The organism is Escherichia ruysiae, assembly GCF_031323975.1.
In the GTDB taxonomy this organism is placed as follows: Bacteria; Pseudomonadota; Gammaproteobacteria; order Enterobacterales; family Enterobacteriaceae; genus Escherichia; species Escherichia ruysiae.
The window spans coordinates 2502057-2525890 of record NZ_JAVIWS010000001.1 but is presented as its reverse complement, the minus strand read 5'-3'; the positions used below and the strand labels follow the sequence as shown (position 1 = coordinate 2525890).

25 protein-coding genes are annotated in these 23834 nt (G+C 44.7%); 16 read left to right on the top strand and 9 right to left on the bottom strand.

Annotation, left to right across the window (positions count from 1 at the left end; all coding sequences use genetic code 11):
- Nucleotides 1–30: 30 nt before the first annotated feature.
- From slmA to coaBC, 3 genes are all read right to left on the bottom strand, one after another.
- On the bottom strand, nt 31–627 hold the full coding sequence (gene slmA, locus RGV86_RS12245) for a nucleoid occlusion factor SlmA (RefSeq protein WP_000818603.1): 597 nt from the start codon (nt 625–627) through the stop codon (nt 31–33).
- 106 nt (nt 628–733) lie between these two features.
- Nucleotides 734–1192, bottom strand: a complete 459-nt coding sequence (gene dut, locus RGV86_RS12240; RefSeq protein ID WP_000976068.1) for a dUTP diphosphatase — start codon at nt 1190–1192, stop codon at nt 734–736.
- Nucleotides 1170–2390 (bottom strand): bifunctional phosphopantothenoylcysteine decarboxylase/phosphopantothenate--cysteine ligase CoaBC, encoded by a 1221-nt coding sequence (gene coaBC / locus RGV86_RS12235; protein WP_000050165.1) that lies wholly within the window; start codon nt 2388–2390, stop codon nt 1170–1172. The genes dut and coaBC overlap by 23 nt, the downstream gene beginning before the upstream one ends.
- A gap of 171 nt (nt 2391–2561) precedes the next feature.
- Between coaBC and radC the strand changes: the two genes are divergently transcribed.
- The 4 genes from radC to mutM all read left to right on the top strand — a co-directional run bounded on the left by radC (nt 2562) and on the right by mutM (nt 4778).
- The gene (radC, locus tag RGV86_RS12230; RefSeq protein WP_010344500.1) at nt 2562–3230 is read left to right on the top strand and encodes a RadC family protein; all 669 of its coding nucleotides are present in this window, start codon (nt 2562–2564) and stop codon (nt 3228–3230) included.
- 216 nt (nt 3231–3446) lie between these two features.
- Nucleotides 3447–3683, top strand: a complete 237-nt coding sequence (gene rpmB / locus RGV86_RS12225; protein WP_000091955.1) for a 50S ribosomal protein L28 — start codon at nt 3447–3449, stop codon at nt 3681–3683.
- A 20-nt stretch (nt 3684–3703) separates the two neighbouring features.
- Complete coding sequence (gene rpmG, locus RGV86_RS12220; protein WP_001051798.1) at nt 3704–3871, top strand: 50S ribosomal protein L33; 168 nt, start codon at nt 3704–3706, stop codon at nt 3869–3871.
- A gap of 97 nt (nt 3872–3968) precedes the next feature.
- Nucleotides 3969–4778, top strand: a complete 810-nt coding sequence (gene mutM / locus RGV86_RS12215; RefSeq protein WP_001114530.1) for a bifunctional DNA-formamidopyrimidine glycosylase/DNA-(apurinic or apyrimidinic site) lyase — start codon at nt 3969–3971, stop codon at nt 4776–4778.
- A gap of 38 nt (nt 4779–4816) precedes the next feature.
- Here the strand turns inward: mutM and coaD are convergent, their stop codons facing one another.
- Nucleotides 4817–5296 carry a pantetheine-phosphate adenylyltransferase gene (gene coaD, locus RGV86_RS12210; RefSeq protein ID WP_001171876.1) on the bottom strand — a complete coding sequence of 160 codons (480 nt, stop codon included), beginning with the start codon at nt 5294–5296 and terminating at the stop codon, nt 4817–4819.
- Nucleotides 5297–5303: 7 nt separating this feature from the next.
- Entirely contained in the window at nt 5304–6581 is a 1278-nt protein-coding gene (gene waaA / locus RGV86_RS12205; RefSeq protein ID WP_000891554.1) for a lipid IV(A) 3-deoxy-D-manno-octulosonic acid transferase, read from the bottom strand.
- A 411-nt stretch (nt 6582–6992) separates the two neighbouring features.
- On the opposite strand from waaA, the gene rfaQ reads away from it, so the two are divergent.
- The 10 genes from rfaQ (at nt 6993) to RGV86_RS12155 (ending at nt 16951) form a co-directional block, all read left to right on the top strand.
- The gene (rfaQ, locus tag RGV86_RS12200) at nt 6993–8057 is read left to right on the top strand and encodes a lipopolysaccharide core heptosyltransferase RfaQ (protein ID WP_071995211.1); all 1065 of its coding nucleotides are present in this window, start codon (nt 6993–6995) and stop codon (nt 8055–8057) included.
- Nucleotides 8058–8059: 2 nt separating this feature from the next.
- The gene (rfaG, locus tag RGV86_RS12195) at nt 8060–9184 is read left to right on the top strand and encodes a lipopolysaccharide glucosyltransferase I (RefSeq protein ID WP_085461468.1); all 1125 of its coding nucleotides are present in this window, start codon (nt 8060–8062) and stop codon (nt 9182–9184) included.
- Nucleotides 9177–9974 carry a lipopolysaccharide core heptose(I) kinase RfaP gene (gene rfaP / locus RGV86_RS12190; RefSeq protein ID WP_085461467.1) on the top strand — a complete coding sequence of 266 codons (798 nt, stop codon included), beginning with the start codon at nt 9177–9179 and terminating at the stop codon, nt 9972–9974. The genes rfaG and rfaP overlap by 8 nt, the downstream gene beginning before the upstream one ends.
- Before the next feature lie 31 nt (nt 9975–10005).
- Complete coding sequence (locus tag RGV86_RS12185) at nt 10006–10986, top strand: glycosyltransferase family 8 protein (RefSeq protein ID WP_032226825.1); 981 nt, start codon at nt 10006–10008, stop codon at nt 10984–10986.
- A gap of 19 nt (nt 10987–11005) precedes the next feature.
- The gene (gene waaB / locus RGV86_RS12180) at nt 11006–12085 is read left to right on the top strand and encodes a lipopolysaccharide 1,6-galactosyltransferase (protein WP_085461466.1); all 1080 of its coding nucleotides are present in this window, start codon (nt 11006–11008) and stop codon (nt 12083–12085) included.
- A complete protein-coding gene (gene waaO / locus RGV86_RS12175; protein WP_085461465.1) occupies nt 12085–13104 on the top strand; it encodes a lipopolysaccharide 3-alpha-galactosyltransferase in 1020 nt (339 codons plus the stop codon). The genes waaB and waaO overlap by 1 nt, the downstream gene beginning before the upstream one ends.
- A gap of 38 nt (nt 13105–13142) precedes the next feature.
- Nucleotides 13143–14159 (top strand): lipopolysaccharide 1,2-glucosyltransferase RfaJ, encoded by a 1017-nt coding sequence (rfaJ, locus tag RGV86_RS12170; protein ID WP_085461464.1) that lies wholly within the window; start codon nt 13143–13145, stop codon nt 14157–14159.
- A gap of 17 nt (nt 14160–14176) precedes the next feature.
- Nucleotides 14177–14875: a lipopolysaccharide core heptose(II) kinase RfaY gene (gene rfaY, locus RGV86_RS12165; RefSeq protein WP_000615184.1), complete on the top strand. Its 699-nt coding sequence runs from the start codon at nt 14177–14179 to the stop codon at nt 14873–14875.
- 73 nt (nt 14876–14948) lie between these two features.
- Nucleotides 14949–15752 (top strand): 3-deoxy-D-manno-oct-2-ulosonate III transferase WaaZ, encoded by an 804-nt coding sequence (gene waaZ / locus RGV86_RS12160; RefSeq protein ID WP_309508371.1) that lies wholly within the window; start codon nt 14949–14951, stop codon nt 15750–15752.
- A gap of 56 nt (nt 15753–15808) precedes the next feature.
- The gene (locus tag RGV86_RS12155; RefSeq protein ID WP_085461462.1) at nt 15809–16951 is read left to right on the top strand and encodes a lipopolysaccharide N-acetylglucosaminyltransferase; all 1143 of its coding nucleotides are present in this window, start codon (nt 15809–15811) and stop codon (nt 16949–16951) included.
- Between the two features lie 54 nt (nt 16952–17005).
- Here the strand turns inward: RGV86_RS12155 and rfaL are convergent, their stop codons facing one another.
- The 4 genes from rfaL to rfaD are packed head-to-tail and all read right to left on the bottom strand — an operon-like array spanning nt 17006 to nt 21203.
- Nucleotides 17006–18223: an O-antigen ligase RfaL gene (gene rfaL, locus RGV86_RS12150; RefSeq protein ID WP_085461461.1), complete on the bottom strand. Its 1218-nt coding sequence runs from the start codon at nt 18221–18223 to the stop codon at nt 17006–17008.
- Between the two features lie 38 nt (nt 18224–18261).
- Nucleotides 18262–19218: a lipopolysaccharide heptosyltransferase RfaC gene (rfaC, locus tag RGV86_RS12145; protein ID WP_001264626.1), complete on the bottom strand. Its 957-nt coding sequence runs from the start codon at nt 19216–19218 to the stop codon at nt 18262–18264.
- A 3-nt stretch (nt 19219–19221) separates the two neighbouring features.
- Nucleotides 19222–20268: an ADP-heptose--LPS heptosyltransferase RfaF gene (gene rfaF, locus RGV86_RS12140; protein WP_000699258.1), complete on the bottom strand. Its 1047-nt coding sequence runs from the start codon at nt 20266–20268 to the stop codon at nt 19222–19224.
- A gap of 2 nt (nt 20269–20270) precedes the next feature.
- Nucleotides 20271–21203, bottom strand: coding sequence for an ADP-glyceromanno-heptose 6-epimerase (rfaD, locus tag RGV86_RS12135; protein ID WP_000587764.1), 933 nt, complete (start codon nt 21201–21203; stop codon nt 20271–20273).
- Nucleotides 21204–21416: 213 nt separating this feature from the next.
- Between rfaD and kbl the strand changes: the two genes are divergently transcribed.
- A complete protein-coding gene (gene kbl, locus RGV86_RS12130; RefSeq protein ID WP_001213853.1) occupies nt 21417–22613 on the top strand; it encodes a glycine C-acetyltransferase in 1197 nt (398 codons plus the stop codon).
- A gap of 13 nt (nt 22614–22626) precedes the next feature.
- A complete protein-coding gene (gene tdh / locus RGV86_RS12125) occupies nt 22627–23652 on the top strand; it encodes an L-threonine 3-dehydrogenase (RefSeq protein WP_000646026.1) in 1026 nt (341 codons plus the stop codon).
- Nucleotides 23653–23834 lie beyond the last annotated feature (182 nt).

Below are 23834 nucleotides of genomic sequence, written 5' to 3'. Positions count from 1 at the left end.
ACGCCGGATGGTAAGTCATCCGGCGTTATATTACTGCAACTGCGCGGCAATCAGCGGCCAGCGGGCGTCAAAGTCATCCGTCGGGCGATATTTAAACTCGCTACGAACAAAACGAGACAGCATACCTTCGCAAAACGCCAGAAGTTGGCTTGCCAGCAACGTTTCATCGGTGGTGTAACCTTCACCCTCACGCATTCTCTTTTCACGCAATACCTGACGCAGCTGCGCTTCGATACGCTCGAACAGTTGGTTGATGCGCCCTTGCAGGCGATCCTGTTCGAACATTAGCGCATGACCAGTGAGGATGCGGGTCAGGCCTGGATTACGTTCGCCGAAACCGAGAAGCAGCAACACAATCAGGCGCAGGCGCGCAGTAGTGTCCTTTTCATCTTTCAGAATCAGGTTAATACGAGTAATCAGGCTATCTTCGATAAACTCAATCAGGCTATCGAACATGCGGGTTTTACTGGGGAAGTGGCGATACAGAGCCGCTTCGGAAACGCCGACAGAGGCGGCCAGTTTCGCCGTCGTGATACGCTGGCTTCCATCGCTGGATTCTAACATCAACGCCAGAGACTGAAGTATTTCTTCGCGACGGTTCCTTTTCGCAGTTTGTTTTTCTGCCATGTTACAAAATACCCCTGAAAATAAGCACTTGCCAGGCGGCACCCACGCTATGACCGCAAACGAAATGTTTGCGGCGATGTTATGACGTTATTTGGATGCGTATGCGTTACTGACGACCAGAGTGACCAAAACCGCCTTCACCCCGGTCGGTGGCGTCAAAATCTTCCACCAGATTAAAATCGGCCTGTACCACCGGAACAAAAATCATCTGCGCGATACGTTCGCCAGGTTGAATGGTGAAACTGTCCTGACCACGGTTCCACACGGAGATCATCAGCTGACCCTGATAGTCGGAATCGATCAATCCTACCAGGTTACCAAGCACAATACCGTGCTTATGTCCCAACCCGGAGCGCGGCAGCATCATCGCCGCCAGTGAAGGGTCGGCAATATGAATCGCCAGTCCGGTCGGCACTAGTGTAGTGTCGCCCGGTGCCAGTTCTACGGCGTCGTCGAGACAGGCGCGCAGGTCAAGTCCGGCAGAACCAGAAGTGGCATAAGTCGGGAGTGGAAATTCCTTCCCAACGCGCGGGTCCAGAATCTTAACGTCGATTTTCTTCATCATAACGGGTCACAATCTCGTCGAGTAATAATTGGCCAAGGAGCTCTTTTCGCTCAAGCGGTAAGATTTTATCGCCATCCTGCCAGAAAAGGTGTAATGCGTTTTTGTCGCTATTAAATCCCTGATTTTTTCTGGAAACATCGTTAGCGCAGATCAGATCAAGGTTTTTGCGGATACGTTTTTGCCGGGCGTATTCTTCCACATTATTTGTTTCGGCGGCAAATCCAACAACATAAGGCCTATGGTCTTTTAATGCGGCAACACCGGCGACGATATCGGGGTTTTTAACCATTTTTATTGTTAATTCATCACCCGGTGTGGCCTGCTTTTTGATTTTTTCGCTGGCAACGGTGGCTGCACGGTAATCCGCGACGGCGGCACAACCGATAAAGATATTTTGCTGTTGCACGGATGCCTTCACGGCGGCTTCCATCTCCAGTGCGGTTACCACATCAACACGTTTAACAAACGGTGGCGTCGGTAGTGAAACCGGGCCAGAAATCAGCGTGACGTTCGCGCCACGACGTGCAGCGGCTGCGGCAATGGCGAATCCCATCTTGCCGGAGCTGTGATTAGAGATATAACGCACCGGATCGAGCGGTTCACGTGTCGGACCTGCGGTAATCATAATGTTCAGATGTTTCAAGTCGTTGACGGGCGAAAAATGGGCGACCGCCATATCAACAATGGTTAACGGATCGAGCATTCGCCCAGGGCCGACATCACCACAGGCCTGGCTGCCGCTATCGGGCCCCCAGATCAGCAAACCGCGCGAGGCAAGCACCTCTAAATTATGCTGGGTGGCAGCAGCACGATACATCTGTTGGTTCATCGCTGGCAGCACGGCAACAGGCGCAGGAGTCGCAAGGCAAATCGTCGATACCAAATCATTCGCCATACCGGCAGCAACGCGGGCAATCAAATCCGCCGTGGCTGGGGCAAGAATCACTAAATCAGCCCATTTACCCAGCTCAATGTGGCCCATTGCCGCTTCGGCTGCCGGATCCAGCAGACTGTCGGAAACGGGATAACCAGAAACCGCCTGCAAACTAAGTGGAGTGATAAAGGCTTTTGCCGCTTCGGTCATTACCACACGGACGTCGGCCCCGCGATCGCGCAAACGACGCACCAGTTCAGGGGTTTTATAGGCAGCAATACCGCCGCTGACGCCGAGAACGATTTTTTTACCGGCCAGACTCATGATGATTTTTCCTGTTGGGTGACACCAGAAGTTGGCGATTTTATCACAATACTTTTGTTGTCGTGCTTTCACCTGAGAATCACTTTGCGAGGCGCTTTCCAGGATTGAAAACTGGCCGTCGATTTAACGGAACGGCTATGACAGGATGCGAGCATCACAAAGGAGGTGAAGGTGAAAAACAATGCACAGCTGTTGATGCCGCGCGAAAAAATGCTGAAGTTTGGCATTGGTGCGTTAACGGATGTCGAGCTGCTGGCGTTATTTCTGCGTACAGGAACGCGCGGTAAAGATGTGTTAACCCTGGCAAAAGAGATGCTGGAGAATTTCGGCTCTCTTTACGGCTTGTTAACCTCTGAATATGAACAATTTAGTGGGGTTCATGGAATTGGCGTGGCGAAATTTGCCCAGTTAAAGGGGATTGCCGAACTGGCGCGGCGTTACTACAACGTGCGGATGCGTGAAGAAAGCCCGTTACTCAGCCCGGAGATGACGAGGGAATTTTTACAAAGCCAGCTCACGGGCGAAGAGCGGGAGATCTTTATGGTGATCTTTCTCGACTCACAACACCGGGTTATAACGCATAGCCGTCTTTTTTCCGGCACGCTAAACCATGTTGAAGTCCATCCTCGGGAAATTATCCGCGAAGCGATAAAAATAAACGCCTCGGCGCTGATCCTTGCGCATAATCACCCTTCGGGTTGTGCTGAACCCAGTAAAGCGGATAAACTCATCACCGAACGGATAATAAAAAGTTGTCAGTTCATGGAATTACGCGTGCTCGACCATATCGTGATTGGGCGTGGAGAATATGTTTCTTTTGCCGAACGCGGCTGGATTTAACCCGCTATGCGCGATCCTTCGGGATCTTTGTCTGTTCGGGACTTGAGCACATCGCCGAGTCAGCGTATACTACGCCACCTTTGAGAATCTCGGGTTTGGCATTTGGGCCTGGCAATCGAGAGTTCACATAGAACTGCGATGACCGGGCTGTAAAGCCTGACGAGGCGCCAATACCCCATACGAAGCTCGAGCTAATTTGATTTTTGGAGAATAGACATGTCCCGAGTCTGCCAAGTTACTGGCAAGCGTCCGGTGACCGGTAACAACCGTTCCCACGCACTGAACGCGACTAAACGCCGTTTCCTGCCGAACCTGCACTCTCACCGTTTCTGGGTTGAGAGCGAGAAGCGTTTTGTCACCCTGCGCGTATCTGCTAAAGGTATGCGTGTAATCGATAAAAAAGGCATCGATACAGTTCTGGCTGAACTGCGTGCCCGTGGCGAAAAGTACTAAGTACTTAGAGGAAATAAATCATGGCTAAAGGTATTCGTGAGAAAATCAAGCTGGTTTCTTCTGCTGGTACTGGTCACTTCTATACCACTACGAAGAACAAACGTACTAAGCCGGAAAAACTGGAACTGAAAAAATTCGATCCAGTTGTTCGCCAGCACGTGATCTACAAAGAAGCGAAAATTAAATAATTCTCGCTTTAATGTAACGAAAAACCTCGCTCCGGCGGGGTTTTTTGTTATCTGTTTGCCCCCATATTGACTGCATCTGTTCATTCCTGGAGATGCTATGCCTGAATTACCCGAAGTTGAAACCAGCCGTCGCGGCATAGAACCGCATCTCGTTGGTGCAACCATTCTTCATGCGGTGGTGCGCAATGGACGCTTGCGCTGGCCGGTTTCGGAAGAAATCTACCGTTTAAGCGACCAACCAGTGCTTAGCGTGCAGCGCCGGGCTAAATATCTGCTGCTGGAGTTGCCAGAGGGCTGGATTATCATTCATCTGGGTATGTCTGGCAGCCTGCGCATCCTTCCAGAAGAACTTCCCCCTGAAAAGCATGACCATGTTGATTTGGTGATGAGCAACGGCAAAGTGCTGCGCTATACCGATCCGCGCCGCTTTGGCGCCTGGCTGTGGGCCAAAGAACTGGAAGGGCACAATGTGCTGGCCCATCTTGGGCCGGAGCCGCTTAGCGACGATTTCAATGGCGAATACCTACATCAGAAGTGCGCGAAGAAAAAAACGGCGATTAAACCCTGGCTGATGGATAACAAGCTGGTGGTGGGTGTGGGAAATATCTACGCCAGCGAATCACTGTTTGCTGCGGGGATCCATCCTGATCGGCTGGCATCGTCTCTGTCGCTGGCTGAGTGTGAATTGTTGGCGCGAGTGATTAAGGCAGTGCTACTCCGTTCTATTGAACAGGGCGGCACGACGCTGAAAGATTTTCTACAAAGTGACGGTAAACCGGGTTATTTCGCTCAGGAATTGCAGGTTTACGGGCGTAAAGGCGAGCCGTGTCGGGTGTGCGGTACGCCGATCGTGGCGACTAAACATGCGCAGCGGGCGACGTTTTATTGCAGGCGGTGCCAGAAGTAATTCATGCGCGCCGGATGGCATACCATCCGGCATAAACGCTACGCTAACTTCGCCATCAGCGCCTGATGGACATTCTCCGGCAGGAAATGGGTGACATCACCCTGATGGCGAGCCACCTCTTTGACCAGCGATGAAGAGATAAACGACCACTCTTTTGAAGGCATCAAAAAGACACTTTCCAGTTCCGGCATTAAGTGGCGATTCATATGCGCCAGCTGCATTTCATATTCAAAATCCGCCACCGCACGCAGACCACGAATCAGCACCGTAGCGTGTTGATTACGCGCGAAGTTTGCCATCAAATCACTAAACCCGACCACTTCCACGTTTCCCAGATGCGCGGTTGCCTGCTGTGCCAGTACCACGCGCTCTTCCAGGGTAAACATCGGTTTTTTACTGGGGCTGGCGGCAATCGCCAGAATAACGTGATCGAACATCTGCGTGGCGCGCGTCACGATATCGATATGACCATTGGTAATGGGATCGAAAGTACCCGGATAAATCGCCCGTTTTTGCATAACAACCTCAATGCGTTTTCGGTGGCAGGTAAGGTTCCAGCAGTTGAAGCAGACGCTGCAGCGCGCCCTGGTTTTGATACAGCACTTCAACGGCATGACGACCATAAAAACTACGGTAATCGGCGTCGGTGAGTAAAGAGGATATCTCTTTTGCCAGCGACGCGGCATCAGTGACGGTAATCAGCCCGCTTGCCTGCTCCAGCCGTGCGCAAATGTCTTTAAAGTTAAAGGTATGCGGCCCCATCAGTACCGGAATAGCGTGTGCAGCAGCCTCCAGTGGGTTATGCCCACCTCGTTCAACCAGTGAACCGCCAACAAACGCGAGATCGGCAATGCCGTATAGCAACATCAGCTCGCCCATCGTATCGCCAACTACCACTTGTGTACTGGCGGAAGGGATTTCTCCGGAAGAGCGTGTGATATAGCTTAGTCCAGCCTGGCGGACCAGGTTAATCGCATCCGGGAAGCGTTCCGGATGACGTGGAACAAGAATGAGCAATAAATTAGGGAACTGCTTTAACAGCGCCTGATGCGCGGCAATTACCACGCTCTCTTCACCATCATGAGTACTGGTGGCAATCCATACCGGGCGATGTGGCGCCCACTGGCGGCGCAGCGTCACTGCTTTAGCAGCCAGTTGTGGTGTTACAGAAATATCGAATTTCAGGCTACCGGTAACGGTCACCTGATTATTTTTTGCGCCCAGCGCCACAAAACGTGCACCATCTTCTTCATTTTGGGCGGCAATCAGCGTAATACGACGCAGTAAGCGACGAACGAATTTGCCCAGTTTGGCGTAACCTGCCGCAGAGCGCGCAGAAAGTCGCGCGTTGGCGATGACCAGCGGAATTTTACGTTTATGTAGCGCCGCAATCAGGTTTGGCCACAACTCGGTTTCCATAATCAACACCAGTTTAGGGTCTACTTTATTAAGGAAACGGTTGAGCGCATCGGGCAGATCGTAAGGCAGATAAACGTGTTGAACATCCTTCCCAAACGCTGATTGTACGCGCTCCGAACCGGTTGGCGTCATGGTTGTAACGGTAATCGGCAAATCAGGGTAGCGATGACGCAGCGCGCGCACCAACGGGATCGCCGCCAGAGTTTCACCGACGGAGACGGAGTGCAGCATAATGCCGCCTGGTTTCAGCGGATGGCGGTAAAAACCGTAACGTTCACCCCAGCGTTTTCGATAGGCCGGAGCCTTACGTCCGCGCACCCAGAGCCGTATCCAGATCAACGGCTGAATAAGGTAGAGAAGGGCGGTGTAAAGCAATTCGAGCATAATAAATAGCTGACTTATGGATGTGCTGGGGATTCTATGTATTTAGCTGGGGCTTTACCATTACTTTTCCCGTTTTTGACTTAAATAGCTTCTGTTTGGTCTGAACTACCACGACATCTCCAGTTTTTTTGTATTTTTATGCGATTCATTGAAGCCCGAACCAATTTGCAACTCTATATAGGCATCGTCCGTACCAGAATTATCTGCATGTGGTTTTTTATCTGCATGATTTTTATGATTAAAAACCATTTTGTGTATAAAAAACATTCGGGTCGGATTGCTGCGAAAGAAATGATACACTAGCACGCCAAAGTAAGTGCGTTATCAGTATTCAGGTAGCTGTTGAGCCTGGGGCGGTAGCGTGCTTTTTTCTGCTTAACTTAACCAGACAATCATACAAAAGAGTCGCTAGTGGAAAAGCCATTTCGAAATATCCTGGTCATAAAGATGCGATATCACGGAGATATGTTATTAACTACTCCTGTCATCAGTACGCTCAAGCAGAATTATCCCGATGCAAAAATCGATATGCTGCTTTATCAGGATACAATTCCTATTTTGTCTGAAAACCCGGAAATTAATACGCTCTATGGCATAAGCAATAAAGGTGCGGGAACATTCGATAAAATTAAAAATGTGCTTTCGTTGATAAAAACTCTGCGTGCGAATAATTATGACCTGGTCATTAATCTTACGGATCAATGGATGGTAGCACTGCTGGTGCGTTGTTTACCGGCACGTATGAAAATATCGCAACTTTATGGTCATCGGCAGCATAGTATTTGGAAAAAAAGCTTTACACACTTAGCGCCAATACACGGTACACATATTGTTGAGCGTAATTTATCGGTCCTTGAGCCATTAGGTATTACCGATTTCTACACCGACACAACAATGAGTTACGCCGATGATTGCTGGAAGAAAATGCGGCAGGAATTAGATGCTCTGGGCGTGAAAGATCATTATGTCGTCATCCAACCGACAGCTCGTCAGATATTTAAGTGCTGGGATAATGATAAGTTTTCTATGGTTATCGATGCTTTGCAACGGCGTGGTTATCAGGTTGTGCTGACCTGTGGGCCTTCGGCAGATGATCTCGCCTGTGTAGATGAAATAGCACAAGGCTGCCAAACAAAACCTATCACTGGCCTTGCAGGTAAAACACGGTTTCCTGAACTGGGTGCGTTAATTGATCATGCCGTACTCTTTATTGGTGTGGATTCTGCGCCAGGGCATATTGCGGCGGCGGTGAAGACGCCAGTTATTAGCCTATTTGGGGCCACTGATCATGTATTCTGGCGTCCATGGACCGATAATATTATTCAGTTCTGGGCGGGTAATTATCAACAAATGCCCACCCGGCACGAACTTGACCGCAACAAAAAATATCTTTCTGTTATTCCAGCGGAAGATGTCATTGCCGCTACGGAAAAGCTGTTGCCAGAAGATGCTCCTTCAGCTAACAGGAATGCATAATTATGATCGTGGCGTTTTGTTTATATAAATATTTTCCATTTGGTGGTCTACAGCGTGACTTTATGCGTATTGCGTTAACAGTTGCCGCACGGGGCCACCATGTTCGGGTATATACACAGTCGTGGGAAGGCGATTGTCCGGAAGCATTTGAGCTTATTCGCGTACCGGTTAAATCCCATACTAACCATGGACGTAATACAGAATATTATGCCTGGGTACAAAATCATCTCAAAGCGCATCCTGCTGATCGTGTCGTTGGGTTTAATAAGATGCCTGGGCTGGATGTCTATTTTGCCGCCGATGTCTGTTATGCCGAGAAAGTGGCGCAAGAAAAGGGATTTTTCTATCGTTTAACATCACGCTATCGCCATTATGCTGCGTTTGAGCGAGCGACTTTCGAACATGGTAAATCGACGAAACTCATGATGCTGACCGATAAGCAAATCGCCGATTTCCAGAAGCATTACCAGACTGAACCAGAACGTTTTCAAATTCTTCCCCCCGGCATCTATCCGGACAGGAAATACAGCGAGCAAATCCCAAACAGTCGTGAAATATATCGTCAGAAAAATGGCATAACCGAACAACAAAACTTATTGCTACAGGTTGGGTCAGATTTCGGTCGTAAAGGTGTGGATCGCTCAATTAAGGCTTTGGCATCGTTACCAGAATCATTACGCCACAATACGCTTTTGTTTGTCGTTGGTCAGGATAAACCACGCAAATTTGAAGTGCTGGCAGAAAAACTTGGGGTACGTAGCAACGTGCATTTCTTTTCCGGGAGGAATGACGTGTCTGAATTAATGGCTGCGGCAGATCTCTTACTGCATCCCGCTTACCAGGAAGCTGCCGGTATTGTTCTCCTTGAGGCGATCACCGCTGGATTACCTGTTTTGACAACCGCAGTATGTGGATACGCGCATTATATTGCAGATGCTAATTGTGGAGCGGTTATCGCGGAACCATTCCGTCAGGAAGAATTAAATGCGATCTTACGCAAAGCATTAACACAGTATTCGCTACGAATGGCCTGGGCGGAGAATGCTCGCCATTATGCAGATACTCAGGATTTATACAGCCTGCCAGAGAAAGCCGCAGATATTATTACAGGTGGTTTAGATGGTTGAATTAAAAGAGCCGCTTGCCACACTTTGGCGTGGTAAAGATGCTTTTACAGAAGTTAAAAAACTGAATGGCGAAGTCTTTCGCGAACTAGAGACACGTCGAACATTACGCTTTGAATTGGCTGGGAAAAGCTATTTCCTTAAATGGCACAAAGGTACGACCTTAAAAGAAATTATAAAAAACCTGCTCTCATTGCGTATGCCCGTTTTAGGCGCAGACAGAGAGTGGCACGCTATTCATCGACTGCATGATGTCGGTGTTGATACGATGCACGGTATAGGGTTTGGTGAAAAAGGGTTAAATCCATTAACCCGTACATCATTTATTATTACCGAAGATCTTACTCCTACGATTAGCCTTGAAGATTATTGTGCAGATTGGACAGTTAATCCGCCTGATATATGTGTTAAGCGTATGCTGATTACACGAGTGGCAACTATGGTGCGTAAAATGCACGCAGCAGGAATAAATCATCGTGATTGTTATATCTGCCACTTTTTGCTTCATTTACCGTTCACTGGCCGGGAAGATGAATTAAAAATTTCGGTAATAGACCTGCATCGCGCGCAGATACGGGAAAAAGTCCCACGTCGTTGGCGGGATAAAGATTTGATTGGTCTATATTTTTCATCGATGAATATTGGCCTGACGCAGAGAGATATATGGCGATTTATGAAGGTTTATTTTGGGATGCCTTTACGCGAAGTTTTATTACAGGAAGTTAACTTAATTAAAAAAACAGAAGTTAAGGCACGAAAAATAAAAGAAAGAACAATAAGGAAAAAGCTTTAAATATTCATTGATTATAATAAGGGTTTAAAAATTGTTAAATCTTAAAAGCTTCGTGGCTAAGAAACAAGATTTATTTCGACACGAAATATCGAATGTTAAACATTTGCATATAGCGTTATGCTTTGACAGTGGTTTCATAATGCCGGCGGGCGTTGCATTATATTCAATTATTTCAAACAATAGTAATATTAATCTTCATTTTCATCTTCTTGTTTCAGGAATAAGCGAAAGCGAATGTTCAGTATTTTCAGAGCTAGAGGGACCAAATACGTCAATATCAATATATCATGTGACAGATAAATTTGATATTAATCCTGATACCCTGGTTCTGGGAATTCCTTTATCAACATGTTTGCGTTTTTTAATTCCAGAAGTTGTTGATGATAAAATAACAAACATACTTTACCTTGATTGTGATATTATATGTAATGGATCTTTATATGATCTCGTTGATTACGATTTAAAAGATTATATGGCATGCGTCATCTCTGACTCTCCAGATATGCAAGATCGTGTGAAAAAGTTAGACTATGGTATTGATTTTATAAATTATTTTAATGCCGGCGTTATGCTTATTAATATCAGTGCGTGGAAAAAAGAAAATATAACACAAAAGGCGCTGGAGATGATCAACAATGGGAAGGTATATAGGTACGCAGATCAGGATGTGTTAAATATTTTGCTTAATGGACGCTTATATTACATCGATAAAAAATATAATAATAAAACAACATTATCAGTAATATGTGATGAAGAACAAAAAAACTTACCCAACACAATCATAATGCATTATGTCACTCAAAATAAGCCATGGTATAAAATATTTAGAGCCAAAAACTTTGATCGTTACTTTTATAATTCACCGTGGAAATATTATAAAAGGATGTTAGCACCATCATCAAGTGACATTAGATTAAAGGCTAAAGTATATTGGGCCGAAGGGAAGTATAGCAAAGCCATTTCTTACTATTACCATTATCTTCGCGCTAAATTATTAGGTGTGAAAATTTAGATGGAAAATTAATATAATTATGAAAATAGCGTTTATCGGCGAAGCTGTTTCAGGGTTTGGTGGTATGGAAACAGTCATTCGAGATGTTATTACCACCTTCAGACAACAACATATCCAAAGTGAAATGTTTTTCTTTTGCCGTAATGACAAAATGGATAAGGGATGGCTGGAAGGTATTAAGTACTCGTGTTCATTTTCCAACATTCGCTTAGGTTTTTTACGTCGCGCGAAGCATATTCATGCTTTAAGCAAATGGCTTCAGAATTATCAGCCAGATGTTGTTATTTGTATTGATGTGATCTCATGTTTGTATGCGGAAAAAGCGCGTAAAAAATCTGGAGTTGATGTACCTGTATTTTCATGGCCGCATTTTTCTTTAGATCATAAAAAACATGCTGAATATATCACCTGTGCCGACTATCATTTAGCAATCAGCTCCGGTATTAAACAACAAATGATTAACCGGGGTGTACCAGAATCGACGATAAACGTTATTTTTAACCCTGTCGAAGCGAAAGATTCAGTCATTCCAGCACCCGAAGAAGGCGAAACGGCAATCTTCATTTATGTCGGACGCATGAAATTCGAAGGTCAGAAACGAGTAAAAGATCTTCTTGATGGCTTATCACAAGTGCAAGGTGACTGGAAACTTCATGTATTGGGTGATGGTTCCGATTTCGAAAAATGCCAGGCTTATGGTAGAGAGTTAAATATTGATGATCGAATTGTCTGGTATGGTTGGCAACAACATCCCTGGGAATTAGTTGAGCAGGATATTAAAAAAGTGAGTGCGTTATTACTCACGTCATCTTTTGAAGGTTTCCCGATGACTCTGCTTGAAGCCTTATCGTGGGGGATTCCTTGTATCAGTGCAGATTGTGTCTCCGGGCCTGCTGACATCATCCAGCCTGATGTTAATGGTCATTTATATCAACCGGGTGATATGACCAGTTTTGTTTCTCTTCTCAATAAATACATAGCCGGTGAAATTCTCATCGAACATGAAAAAATTCCTGCGTCGATCGATAAATTTTACCAGCAGAAATATTATGACAGATTACACAAGATAATTATTTCTGTTATTTCCCGGAGGAAATGATGCAGCAGGTTTTTTTCCAGGAGACTGAGTTTCTCAATTCAGTTATTGATTACAATTATAAAGTAGAAACAGAAAGTCTTTGTCTGGATATTGCTTATGGAACTGACAAGAATTTTCTTTTTGGTTGCGGAATTTCGATTGCTTCAATATTAAAATATAATGAAGGAAATCGCTTATGTTTCCATATTTTCACAGACTATTTTTGTGAAGATGAGCGAAAATATTTTGATTCTCTGGCTCAGCAATACAAAACCAGGATTAAGGTATATTTAATTAATGGCGATCGGCTCCGTTCATTGCCAAGTACCAAGAACTGGACTCATGCAATCTATTTTCGCTTTATTATTGCAGATTACTTTATTAATAAAACACCTAAAGTTCTATATCTGGATGCAGATATCATTTGTCAGGGAACTATAGAACCACTTATTAATTTTACGTTTCCTGATCATACAGTCGCAATGGTTGTTACCGAAGGACAAAATGACTGGTGGGAAAAACGTGCACATTCGTTAGGTGTTGTGGGGATTGCTAAAGGTTATTTTAACTCTGGTTTTTTATTGATCAATACTCACCAATGGGCAGTTGAGCAGGTTTCTGCACGAGCCATTGGAATGTTAAATGATCCGGAGATAGTAAAAAAAATAACACATCCTGATCAGGATGTATTAAATATGCTACTGGCAGATAAACTTATTTTTGCTGATATAAAATACAATACCCAGTTTAGCTTAAATTACCAACTCAAAGAAAGTTTTAAAAATCCAGTAACCAGCGATACTATTTTTATCCATTATATTGGTCCGACCAAGCCCTGGCATGATTGGGCCTGGGATTATCCTGTATCACAAGCCTTTATGGAGGCAAAAAATGCTTCGCCATGGAAGAATACGGCGTTGCTGAAACCAAACAATAGCAATCAATTAAGGTATAGCGCAAAACATATGCTGAGAAAGCATAGATATATAAAAGGATTTAGCAATTATCTTTTGTATTTTATTGAAAAGATAAAGCATTAAACTGGGAATCTATAAAGTAATGATATAAGGGTAGCCTTGTGGACTCATTTCCTGCCATAGAGATAGATAAAGTTAAAGCCTGGGATTTTAGGCTAACTAATAAAAATACTTCTGAATGTTTAAATGTTGCCTATGGTGTCGATGCTAATTATCTTGATGGTGTAGGTATTTCTATCACATCAATTGTCCTAAATAATCGACATATTAATCTTGATTTTTATATTATTGCTGATATTTATAATGATGATTTTTTTCAAAAGGTCGAAAAACTTGCAAGGCAATACCAATTAAGAATCACGCTTTATAGAATTAATACTGATAAGCTTCAGTGCTTGCCTTGTACACAGGTCTGGTCAAGAGCAATGTACTTTCGTTTGTTTGCGTTTCAATTATTGGGTCTGACGCTTGATCGTTTACTTTATCTTGATGCGGATGTTGTTTGTAAGGGTGATATTAGCCAATTACTTCATCTGGATTTAAACGGAGCGGTGGCTGCTGTTGTTAAAGATGTTGAGCCAATGCAGGAAAAGGCGGTATCCAGGTTGTCTGATCCTGAACTAAGGGGGCGCTACTTTAATTCAGGAGTGGTTTATTTAGACTTAAAAAAATGGGCTAATGCAAAACTAACAGAAAAAGCGTTATCTATTCTTATGAGTAAAGATAATGTTTATAAATATCCCGATCAAGATGTTATGAATGTTTTATTGAAAGGGATGACAATATTTTTGCCTCGTGAATTCAATACTATTTATACCATTAAAAGCGAATTAAAAGATAAAACACATCAGAACTATAAAAAGTTGATTACAGAAAACACGCTTCTCATCCATTATACAGGGGCAACTAAACCGTGGCATAAATGGGCAATTTATCCATCTGTAAAATACTTTAAAATAGCGTTAGATAACTCGCCATGGAAAAATGATTCCCCCAGAGATGCAAAATCAGTTATCGAATTTAAGAAAAGATATAAGCATTTGTTAGTTCAGCATCATTACGTAACTGGCATTATAGCAGGGGTTCGTTATCTTTACCGAAAATATTACAGTAAATAACTTTTAATTGGCTTATCATGATTCAGAAAAATAAGGTTAAAGATTTTGTTGTTTTTACTGATGACAACAATTCAAAGTACCTCAATGTATTAAATGACTTTTTGTCTTATAATATTAAGATCATCAAAGTGTTTCGTTCTATTGATGATACAAAAGTCATGCTTATTGACACCGATTACGGTAAGTTGGTGCTTAAGGTCTTTTCTCCCAAAATTAAACGCAACGAGCGTTTTTTTAAATCTCTATTAAAAGGAGATTATTACGAACGCCTTTTTGAACAAACCCAAAAAGTGCGAAATGAAGGATTACATACTCTCAATGATTTTTATTTATTAGCAGAGCGAAAAACTTTACGATTTGTCCATACATATATCATGCTGATCGAGTATATTGATGGTGTAGAGTTATGTGATATACCCAATATTGATAACGAGTTAAAAAATAAAATTCAGCAATCAATTCATTCTTTGCATCAACATGGTATGGTCTCTGGTGATCCTCATCGTGGTAACTTCATTATTAAAAATGGTGAAGTTCGAATTATTGATCTCTCTGGGAAACGTGCTTCAGCGCAACGGAAAGCGAAAGACCGTATAGATTTAGAGCGTCATTACGGTATTAAAAATGAGATTAAGGATCTAGGTTATTATCTTTTAGTTTATCGTAAAAAAATGCGCAATATTATGCGGCGTTTGAAAGGAAAACCAGCACGCTAAAGCAGAAATATCCCACCATTACGCGTCTTCGTTAGGCATTTTTATACGGAGTTATTTATTTCACAGGTTTATCATGAAGAATATTCGATACATTGACAAAATGGATGTTGAAAACCTGATTAAAAGTAAAACATCTGATGATGTTATTATTTTTCTATCTGGTCCCACATCGCAAAAGACGCCTTTGTCGGTATTACGGGCAAAGGATATTATTGCTGTCAATGGTTCTGCGCAATATCTGTTAAGTCATAATATTGTTCCCTTTATTTATGTACTTACAGATGTTCGTTTTTTACATCAGCGTCGTGATGATTTTTATAATTTTAACCAGAGAAGTCGTTATACCATCGTAAACGTTGACGTTTATGAACACGCCTCCGAAGAAGATAAACTTTATATCCGCCAGAACTGTCTTATATTACGGTCTTTTTATCGCCGGGAAAAAGGTGGTTTTATAAAGAAGATTAAATTTAATATTTTGAGCCAAATTCACAAAGAACTGCTGATCTCTGTACCGTTGTCTAAAAAAGGTCGTCTGGTTGGATTTTGCAAGGACATTAGTCTTGGTTATTGCTCATGCCATACTATTGCCTTTGCTGCAATCCAAATAGCATATTCACTGAAGTATGCGCGGGTCATTTGTTCCGGCCTGGATTTAACGGGTAGTTGTTCGCGTTTCTATGACGAAGATAAGAATCCTATGCCTTCGGAGTTGAGTAGAGATTTATTCAAAATCTTACCGTTTTTCCGCTTTATGCGTGACAATGTTGAAGATATTAACATATATAATTTATCTGATGATACAGCGATTCAATATGATATTATTCCATTTATGAAAGCATCAGAAATTGAAGAGTCTTATAGTTTGGAAAAATAAGCTAATATCTTTTATACTTTTACGTTATTTTATAAAAATATTGGGGTTGTTTAATAATGATTAAAAAAATAATATTTACCGTCACGCCAATATTTTCTATACCGCCAAAAGGAGCTGCAGCGGTTGAAACGTGGATTTATCAGGTAGCAAAAAGGCTTTCGATTCCAGCAACTATCGCCTGTATTCGAAATGATGGTTACCCGACCTATACAAAAGTAAATGATAATTGTGATATTCATTACATTAGTTTTAGTCGAGTCTATAAACGACTTTTCCAAAAGTGGACTCGACTTGATCCTATGCCGTATTCTCAGCGTATTTTAAATACCCAACCTAAAAATGCTGATCTGAAAGAGTCTGTTATTGTTATCCACAATAGCATGAAGCTGTATAAACAGATTCGTGACAGAAGTCCTCAAGCGCAGCTAGTTATGCATTTTCATAATGCTTTCGAGCCAGGTCAGTTAGACAAAAATGCTAAGATAATTGTTCCTAGCCAGTTTCTATTCGATTTCTATTCGGAAAAAATGCCTGATGCAAATATTGCTATTGTGCCTAATGGTTTTTGTTCTGAATCGTACAGACAAAATAATACTGAAGATTTGAGGCAGAAGCTGAACATTGATGCGAATGATACTGTGCTATTATTTGCAGGAAGGATATCGCCAGATAAAGGTTGCCTGATGCTTATGGAGGCTTTTAATCGGCTTAATAAGACACAAGATAACCTCAAACTGGTGATCGTCGGTGATCCTTTTGCCAGTAAAAAAGGTGAAAAAGCTGAATATCAGAAAAAAGTTCTGGATGCAGCGAAAACTATTGGTGCAACATGCATTATGGTGGGTGGACAGTCACCAGAGCAGATGCATAACTATTACCGTTTAGCAGATTTAGTTGTTGTGCCTTCTCAGGTAGAAGAGGCTTTTTGTATGGTAGCTGTTGAAGCGATGGCGGCAGGTAAACCTGTACTTGCCAGTCAAAAAGGTGGAATTAGTGAGTTTGTTCTGGAAGGAATTACAGGCTATCACCTTGCAGAGCCTATGACATCTGAAAGCATTCTCGCGGATATTAAGCGAGTTTTAGCTGATGCTGACAGAGGACAAATTGCTGAAAATGCCCAGAATTTTGTTTTCTCAAAATATAGCTGGGAACATGTAACTCAGTGCTTTGAAGCACAAATGCAAGACTGGTTTGGTTAAACAATTATTTGATTTTAAGAGCCTGCCTGAACTTAATGTCAGGCAGGCTTTTTTTTATTTATTCCGCATTGCTAACAGTAAACCAACAATCAAGCCAATTGGTTTAAGATCAACTTCCTCGAAGTTTCCGCGAATAATATAAAAACCAACAAGAGTTAAAAATAGTAGTAATTGACTATTATAAGGCGTAGCCACAACTTTTTTAAATGTTGCATTAGCTGTTTCTTTGATAATAGAGCCATACAGATAAAGTAAAGCGAGTAGTCCAGCTAAACCTGCTGCAAACCAAATTGACAAAATAATGTTATGTGGCCCAATAGATTGCTTGCTTATCCAAGATGGAAAATCTACGACGCGTTTATTATAAATACTATGGTAAATATCATCTCCGTAGCCATATCCCTTGAGCGGATTTTCCATTATTAATGTCCAGGCCGTACCCTGAGTGCCATTGGTGTAGCGATTAGAACTGTCAGTTTGTTGAAGTTTATAAATAAGTCTGTCTTTGTTGGCATTATCAACTTTATAGGTAAATACGCAAGCTGCCGCGACGGTAATAATTATGGAGGCCAGCATCAGTAATTTCCACTGACGATTTAAGATTAACCACAGTAGAGTAACAATGAATACAGCCAGCCACGCACCACGGGAGAGCGTTCCTAAAAGCAGAAACAAGAAAATTGCACTAAAAATTATAAAACCTATTTTATAAGATGTTTTCTTGATAAGCCAAAGGTTTAATAATGCAGGAAACAGAAACACCATTGAGTCGGAAATACTACGGTGTTCATAGGTCGTAAATGGCATTATCCCTTTATTATAATCTTGAATATAAAGAATAATTTCAACAAAGCAGCGCAACCCAAGTCCGGTAACTAATGAGTATAGTATAATTTTACCGATGCTTTCATTATCTTCATCTTTTAATAATGCGGGTATAAGTAAACTATATGCCAAAAATCCTTTAAGTACCGTGTTACTGAATTCTTTAAAACTTATTTTCAGGTCAGGTGATATGAATGTGGCATATAAAAGAATGAGCGACAGTGCTATGACACTATAAAAAAGATTATTTTTATAGAGTGCTTTAAATGTTCCTGGAGCACGAGAAATTTGATAGATTACCGTGATGATCATTAATACTGATATGATATGCTTATAGCGGGTAATACCATCAAGGAAAAAGGTTGCAATAAAGAGAAATACCAACGCTTTATTCCAGTATGGTTTCCAGTTCTCTTTATTACGCAGCACCAGCGAGGCTGTTAACATTGCTTATCCACCATCTTAAATAATATATAATGTGTTAATCAGGAATTGATTTTTTTTAATACTGTCTCTGCAGTCAGATGAGCGAGATCTTTATCTGGCGCCCTACAAACCACCTGATTCTTCCCATACCCGCCAATTAATCCCGGATCGGTCGATCCATATACAGTGATATTAGGTTTATCCAGAGCCGCAGTTAAATGGCTTAATCCCGTATCCACCGAAACCACGAATTTCGCCCCAGCCAGCACGCTGGCAACACCTTCCAGACTCATCTTCGGCAATACGTCGACATAATCAAATCCTTCCGCCAGCCTTTTCGCCCGCGCTTCTTCATGTGGTGCGCCCCAGGGAAGTTTAATGCGAATCCCTGAATCTGCCAGTAAGCCAATTAATTCTCGCCAGTGTTCTTCCGGCCAGTGTTTATCATCACGGGTCGTCGCATGAAGAAATACGGCGTATTCGCCTGCATCCGCCGGCGGGTTAGCCAGGAAATGCTGCGCAATGGCATAGTCGCCCTGAGTCTGTGGTTTGCTGTAACCCAGGCTTTTGGCGAACAGCTCACGGGTGCGCTCTACGGCGTGCTGCTGTTTGGCAATATGATGTTTGCGATTGTAAAACAGGCTTGCCAGTGGTTCGCGAGCGGTTTGCCAGTCCATTCCATGCTTAATGCCATGCGCCAGACGCGTCACCAGTGCTGCGCTTTTTACCAGCCCTTGCGCATCAATAATCGCATCATAGTTTTCTGCCTGTAGCGTTTCACGAAACGCTTTCCGCTCCGCTTTAATAGGGGCAGAAAACCACGCTTTACGCCAGCGGCGTATCGCTACCGGAATAACCCGTTCAACGGCGGCGTGCCAGGAAGGGATCTGCGCAAAACCTTCTTCCACCACCCAATCAAACGTTATTCCAGGGATTGCCTGCTGCGCATCGGTTAGCGCGGGCAGCGTATGGAGGACATCGCCCATCGACGATGTTTTGACGATAAGAACCCGCATCCGTCAGGCTTCCTCTTGTAACAACAGTGCGTTGAGTTCTTCCAGTACGCGCTGGGGAGTAATGTCGATCAGACTCTGGTGATACCCTTCTGCGGCATCGCCTTTACGCACTTTGTGGTAGCCAGTAATCAGACGAATGACTCGCGCTTTATGAGAAAGCGGCGGCGTAAAGTCCGGGCTGCTTGGCCCATACAGTGCGACCAGCGGACGATTCAGTGCCGCTGCGACGTGCATCAGACCAGAATCGTTGGTGACAATGGCTTTACAGGCCGCAATCAGAATAACGGCTTGATCAAGCTGCGTTTCTCCCGCCAGATTACGACACCATGCCTGCTGCTCAGTATTCAGTGCGGCGAGTATCTCATTGCCCGCCTCATGATCTTTCGCCGAACCAAACAGAACCACCTGATAACCTTCATCAATTAGCTGCTTTGCCAGCTCTGCGTAGTGGTAGTGCGGCCAGCGTTTTGCTGGGCCAAACTCCGCTCCTGGGCAAAAGCCAATCATCGGACGTTCTGATGAGAGGGAAAATTGGTTACAGGTATACGATTTTTCACCTTCGCTCACCTGCAATTGCGGCCATAACAACGGTTTTGGTAGATCTTGTGCGGTACGCATTACGCCTTTGTCATAGGCCAGCGCGACATAGCGTTCCACCATTAGCGGCCAGTCTTCTTTATCAAGCACGCGCACATCGTTGAGCAAACCGTAGCGCATTTCACCACGCCAGCCGGTGCGATGAGGAATTCCCGCGAAGAAAGGCACTAATGCGGATTTAAAGGAGTTGGGTAAGACGTAGGCGCGGTCGTAACGTTTATCGCGCAGGCTATGTCCCAGCTTGCGGCGTTCGCCGATTTCCAGCGAACCGTGACCGAGAGGCATAGGGATAGCTTCGTTAACTTCCGGCATCCGCGATAATAACGGACGGCACCATGCCGGTGCCATCACGTCGATTATCGCCTGGGGATAGCGCGCCTGGAGCGTGCGATAGAGACTTTGCGACATCATCATGTCGCCAACCCAAGACGGGCCTATCACCAAAATCTTCATAGTTACGCGTCGCGATTCAGCCAGGCCATATATTCCGTTACACCTTCAGCAACGGTTTTGAACGGTTTGTCGTAACCCGCCGCGCGCAGATTAGTCAGATCCGCCTGAGTAAACGCTTGATAGCGGCCTTTCAGTTTATCCGGGAACGGAATGTATTCGATCTGACCCTTCTTGTGATAAGCCAGTGTTGCATCTGCTACTGCCTGGAAGGATTCAGCACGACCAGTGCCGAGGTTGAAGATGCCGGAAACGCCATTTTCCAGGAACCACAGATTCACATCTGCCACGTCGCCCACGTAGACGAAGTCGCGTTTGAAGTTCTCGCTACCTTCGAACAGCTTCGGTGATTCACCGTTGTTAAGTTGAGTGTTGAGATGGAAAGCGACGCTCGCCATGCTGCCTTTATGACCTTCACGCGGCCCATAAACGTTGAAATAACGGAAGCCAACAATCTGCGAGTTCGCTTCTGGCAGAATCTGACGAACATATTCATCAAACAGGAATTTTGAGTAACCGTAGACGTTAAGTGGTTTTTCGTATTCGCGGGATTCAATAAAGTCGGAGGTGCGTCCGCCATAGGTCGCTGCGGAAGATGCATACAGGAACGGAATTTCGCGCTCCAGGCAGTAGTGCAGCAGCTCTTTGGAGTATTGATAGTTGTTATCCATCATATACTTGCCATCCCACTCGGTGGTGGATGAGCACGCGCCTTCGTGGAAAATCGCTTCGACATCGCCGAACTCTTCGCCAGCCATAATCTGGATCAGGAAGTCTTCCTTATCCATATAGTCCGCGATATTCAGATCCACCAGGTTCACAAACTTGGTGCCGTCTTTCAGGTTGTCCACCACCAGAATATCGGTGATGCCTTTATCATTCAGGGCCTTAACGATGTTGCTGCCGATAAAGCCCGCGCCGCCGGTAACGATGATCATAACTGTAACCTTCGAATTATGGAGTCAGAGACAATCTCAGACACGAATACTTCTATCATATCACTACACGACGTTGGCTTCAGCCATTCGCCGAAAGTGAGAGTAATGGGCGTTATTTATTCTAAATTTTGCAGAAGTGTTAACGCGTCATCTCGTCGCGACCTATAAGTTTGGGTAATATGTGCTGGAATTTGCCCTGTCTGGAGAATCGCAATGCGTGGAGAATTTTATCAGCAGTTAACCAACGACCTGGAAACCGCACGGGCGGAAGGGTTGTTTAAAGAAGAGCGCATTATCACGTCTGCGCAGCAAGCAGACATCACTGTGGCTGATGGAAGCCACGTCATCAACTTTTGTGCCAACAACTATCTTGGGCTGGCGAACCATCCAGAGCTGATTGCGGCGGCAAAAGCGGGAATGGATTCTCATGGTTTCGGCATGGCTTCAGTACGTTTTATCTGCGGCACTCAGGATAGCCATAAAGAGCTTGAGCAGAAACTGGCGGCATTCCTGGGTATGGAAGATGCGATTCTCTACTCTTCCTGTTTTGATGCCAACGGCGGCCTGTTTGAAACGCTGCTGGGCGCGGAAGACGCCATTATCTCCGACGCACTGAACCACGCGTCTATTATTGATGGTGTGCGTCTGTGCAAAGCCAAACGTTATCGCTATGCCAACAACAATATGCAGGAGCTGGAAGCGCGTTTAAAAGAAGCGCGTGAAGCCGGAGCGCGACATGTGCTGATTGCCACCGACGGCGTGTTCTCGATGGACGGCGTGATTGCCAACCTGAAAGGCGTTTGCGATTTGGCAGATATTTACGATGCGCTGGTGATGGTGGATGACTCCCACGCGGTTGGTTTTGTCGGTGAAAACGGTCGTGGTTCCCATGAATACTGCGATGTGATGGGTCGTGTCGATATTATCACCGGCACGCTGGGTAAAGCCTTAGGCGGTGCTTCTGGTGGTTACACTGCTGCGCGCAAAGAAGTGGTTGAGTGGCTGCGCCAGCGTTCTCGTCCGTACCTGTTCTCCAACTCGCTGGCACCAGCGATTGTCGCCGCTTCCATTAAAGTGCTGGAGATGGTCGAAGCGGGCAGCGAACTGCGTGACCGCCTGTGGGCTAACGCGCGTCAGTTCCGTGAGCAAATGTCGGCGGCGGGCTTTACCCTGGCGGGTGCCGATCACGCTATTATTCCGGTCATGCTTGGCGATGCGGTAGTGGCGCAGAAATTTGCCCGCGAGCTGCAAAAAGAGGGTATTTACGTCACCGGGTTCTTCTATCCGGTCGTACCGAAAGGTCAGGCGCGTATTCGTACCCAGATGTCTGCGGCGCATACTCCTGAGCAAATTACGCGTGCGGTAGAAGCGTTCACGCGTATTGGTAAACAACTGGGCGTAATTGCCTGAGTGAGGATGTGAGATGAAAGCGTTATCCAAACTGAAAGCGGAAGAGGGCATCTGGATGACTGACGTTCCTGTACCGGAACTCGGGCATAACGATCTGCTGATTAAAATCCGTAAAACAGCCATCTGCGGGACTGACGTTCACATCTATAACTGGGATGAGTGGTCGCAAAAAACCATCCCGGTGCCGATGGTCGTGGGCCATGAGTATGTTGGTGAAGTGGTGGGCATTGGTCAGGAAGTGAAAGGCTTCCAGATTGGCGATCGCGTGTCTGGCGAAGGTCATATCACCTGCGGTCATTGCCGTAACTGCCGTGGTGGTCGTACCCATCTGTGCCGCAACACGATCGGCGTCGGCGTTAACCGTCCGGGCTGCTTCGCCGAATATCTGGTGATTCCGGCGTTCAACGCCTTCAAAATCCCCGACAATATCTCCGACGACTTAGCCGCAATTTTCGATCCGTTCGGAAATGCTGTACACACGGCACTGTCGTTTGATTTAGTGGGCGAAGATGTTCTGGTTTCTGGTGCAGGCCCGATTGGTATTATGGCGGCGGCAGTGGCGAAACATGTCGGCGCGCGTAATGTGGTTATCACCGACGTTAATGAATATCGTCTCGAACTGGCGCGCAAAATGGGTATTACGCGTGCAGTTAACGTCGCGAAAGAAAATCTCAATGACGTGATGGCGGAGCTAGGCATGACCGAAGGTTTTGATGTCGGTCTGGAAATGTCCGGTGCGCCGCCAGCGTTTCGTACCATGCTCGACACCATGAACCACGGTGGCCGTATTGCGATGCTAGGTATTCCACCTTCTGACATGTCGATCGACTGGACAAAAGTGATCTTTAAAGGCTTGTTCATTAAAGGCATTTACGGTCGTGAGATGTTTGAAACCTGGTACAAGATGGCGGCGCTGATTCAGTCTGGCCTCGATCTCTCGCCAATCATTACCCATCGTTTCTCCATCGATGATTTCCAGAAGGGCTTCGACGCTATGCGTTCAGGCCAGTCCGGGAAAGTTATCCTGAGCTGGGATTAACACGAATAAGGGCTGGTATTCCAGCCCTTTTATCTGAGGATAATCTGTTAAATATGTAAAATCCTGTCAGTGTAATAAAAATATCGTAATTGCGCTGATCTCTTATATAGCTGTTCTCATTATCTCTCTAGCCTGAAGTGACTCTCTCACCTGTAAAAATAATATCTCACAGGCTTAATGGT

Coding starts and splice junctions, on each gene's coding strand:
- slmA (WP_000818603.1), bottom strand. CDS start 627: ATGGCAGAAAAACAAACTGCGAAAAGGAACCGTCGCGAAGAAATACTT.
- dut (WP_000976068.1), bottom strand. CDS start 1,192: ATGATGAAGAAAATCGACGTTAAGATTCTGGACCCGCGCGTTGGGAAG.
- coaBC (WP_000050165.1), bottom strand. CDS start 2,390: ATGAGTCTGGCCGGTAAAAAAATCGTTCTCGGCGTCAGCGGCGGTATT.
- rpmB (WP_000091955.1), top strand. CDS start 3,447: ATGTCCCGAGTCTGCCAAGTTACTGGCAAGCGTCCGGTGACCGGTAAC.
- rpmG (WP_001051798.1), top strand. CDS start 3,704: ATGGCTAAAGGTATTCGTGAGAAAATCAAGCTGGTTTCTTCTGCTGGT.
- mutM (WP_001114530.1), top strand. CDS start 3,969: ATGCCTGAATTACCCGAAGTTGAAACCAGCCGTCGCGGCATAGAACCG.
- coaD (WP_001171876.1), bottom strand. CDS start 5,296: ATGCAAAAACGGGCGATTTATCCGGGTACTTTCGATCCCATTACCAAT.
- waaA (WP_000891554.1), bottom strand. CDS start 6,581: ATGCTCGAATTGCTTTACACCGCCCTTCTCTACCTTATTCAGCCGTTG.
- rfaG (WP_085461468.1), top strand. CDS start 8,060: ATGATCGTGGCGTTTTGTTTATATAAATATTTTCCATTTGGTGGTCTA.
- rfaP (WP_085461467.1), top strand. CDS start 9,177: ATGGTTGAATTAAAAGAGCCGCTTGCCACACTTTGGCGTGGTAAAGAT.
- waaB (WP_085461466.1), top strand. CDS start 11,006: ATGAAAATAGCGTTTATCGGCGAAGCTGTTTCAGGGTTTGGTGGTATG.
- waaO (WP_085461465.1), top strand. CDS start 12,085: ATGCAGCAGGTTTTTTTCCAGGAGACTGAGTTTCTCAATTCAGTTATT.
- rfaY (WP_000615184.1), top strand. CDS start 14,177: ATGATTCAGAAAAATAAGGTTAAAGATTTTGTTGTTTTTACTGATGAC.
- waaZ (WP_309508371.1), top strand. CDS start 14,949: ATGAAGAATATTCGATACATTGACAAAATGGATGTTGAAAACCTGATT.
- RGV86_RS12155 (WP_085461462.1), top strand. CDS start 15,809: ATGATTAAAAAAATAATATTTACCGTCACGCCAATATTTTCTATACCG.
- rfaL (WP_085461461.1), bottom strand. CDS start 18,223: ATGTTAACAGCCTCGCTGGTGCTGCGTAATAAAGAGAACTGGAAACCA.
- rfaC (WP_001264626.1), bottom strand. CDS start 19,218: ATGCGGGTTCTTATCGTCAAAACATCGTCGATGGGCGATGTCCTCCAT.
- rfaF (WP_000699258.1), bottom strand. CDS start 20,268: ATGAAGATTTTGGTGATAGGCCCGTCTTGGGTTGGCGACATGATGATG.
- rfaD (WP_000587764.1), bottom strand. CDS start 21,203: ATGATCATCGTTACCGGCGGCGCGGGCTTTATCGGCAGCAACATCGTT.
- kbl (WP_001213853.1), top strand. CDS start 21,417: ATGCGTGGAGAATTTTATCAGCAGTTAACCAACGACCTGGAAACCGCA.
- tdh (WP_000646026.1), top strand. CDS start 22,627: ATGAAAGCGTTATCCAAACTGAAAGCGGAAGAGGGCATCTGGATGACT.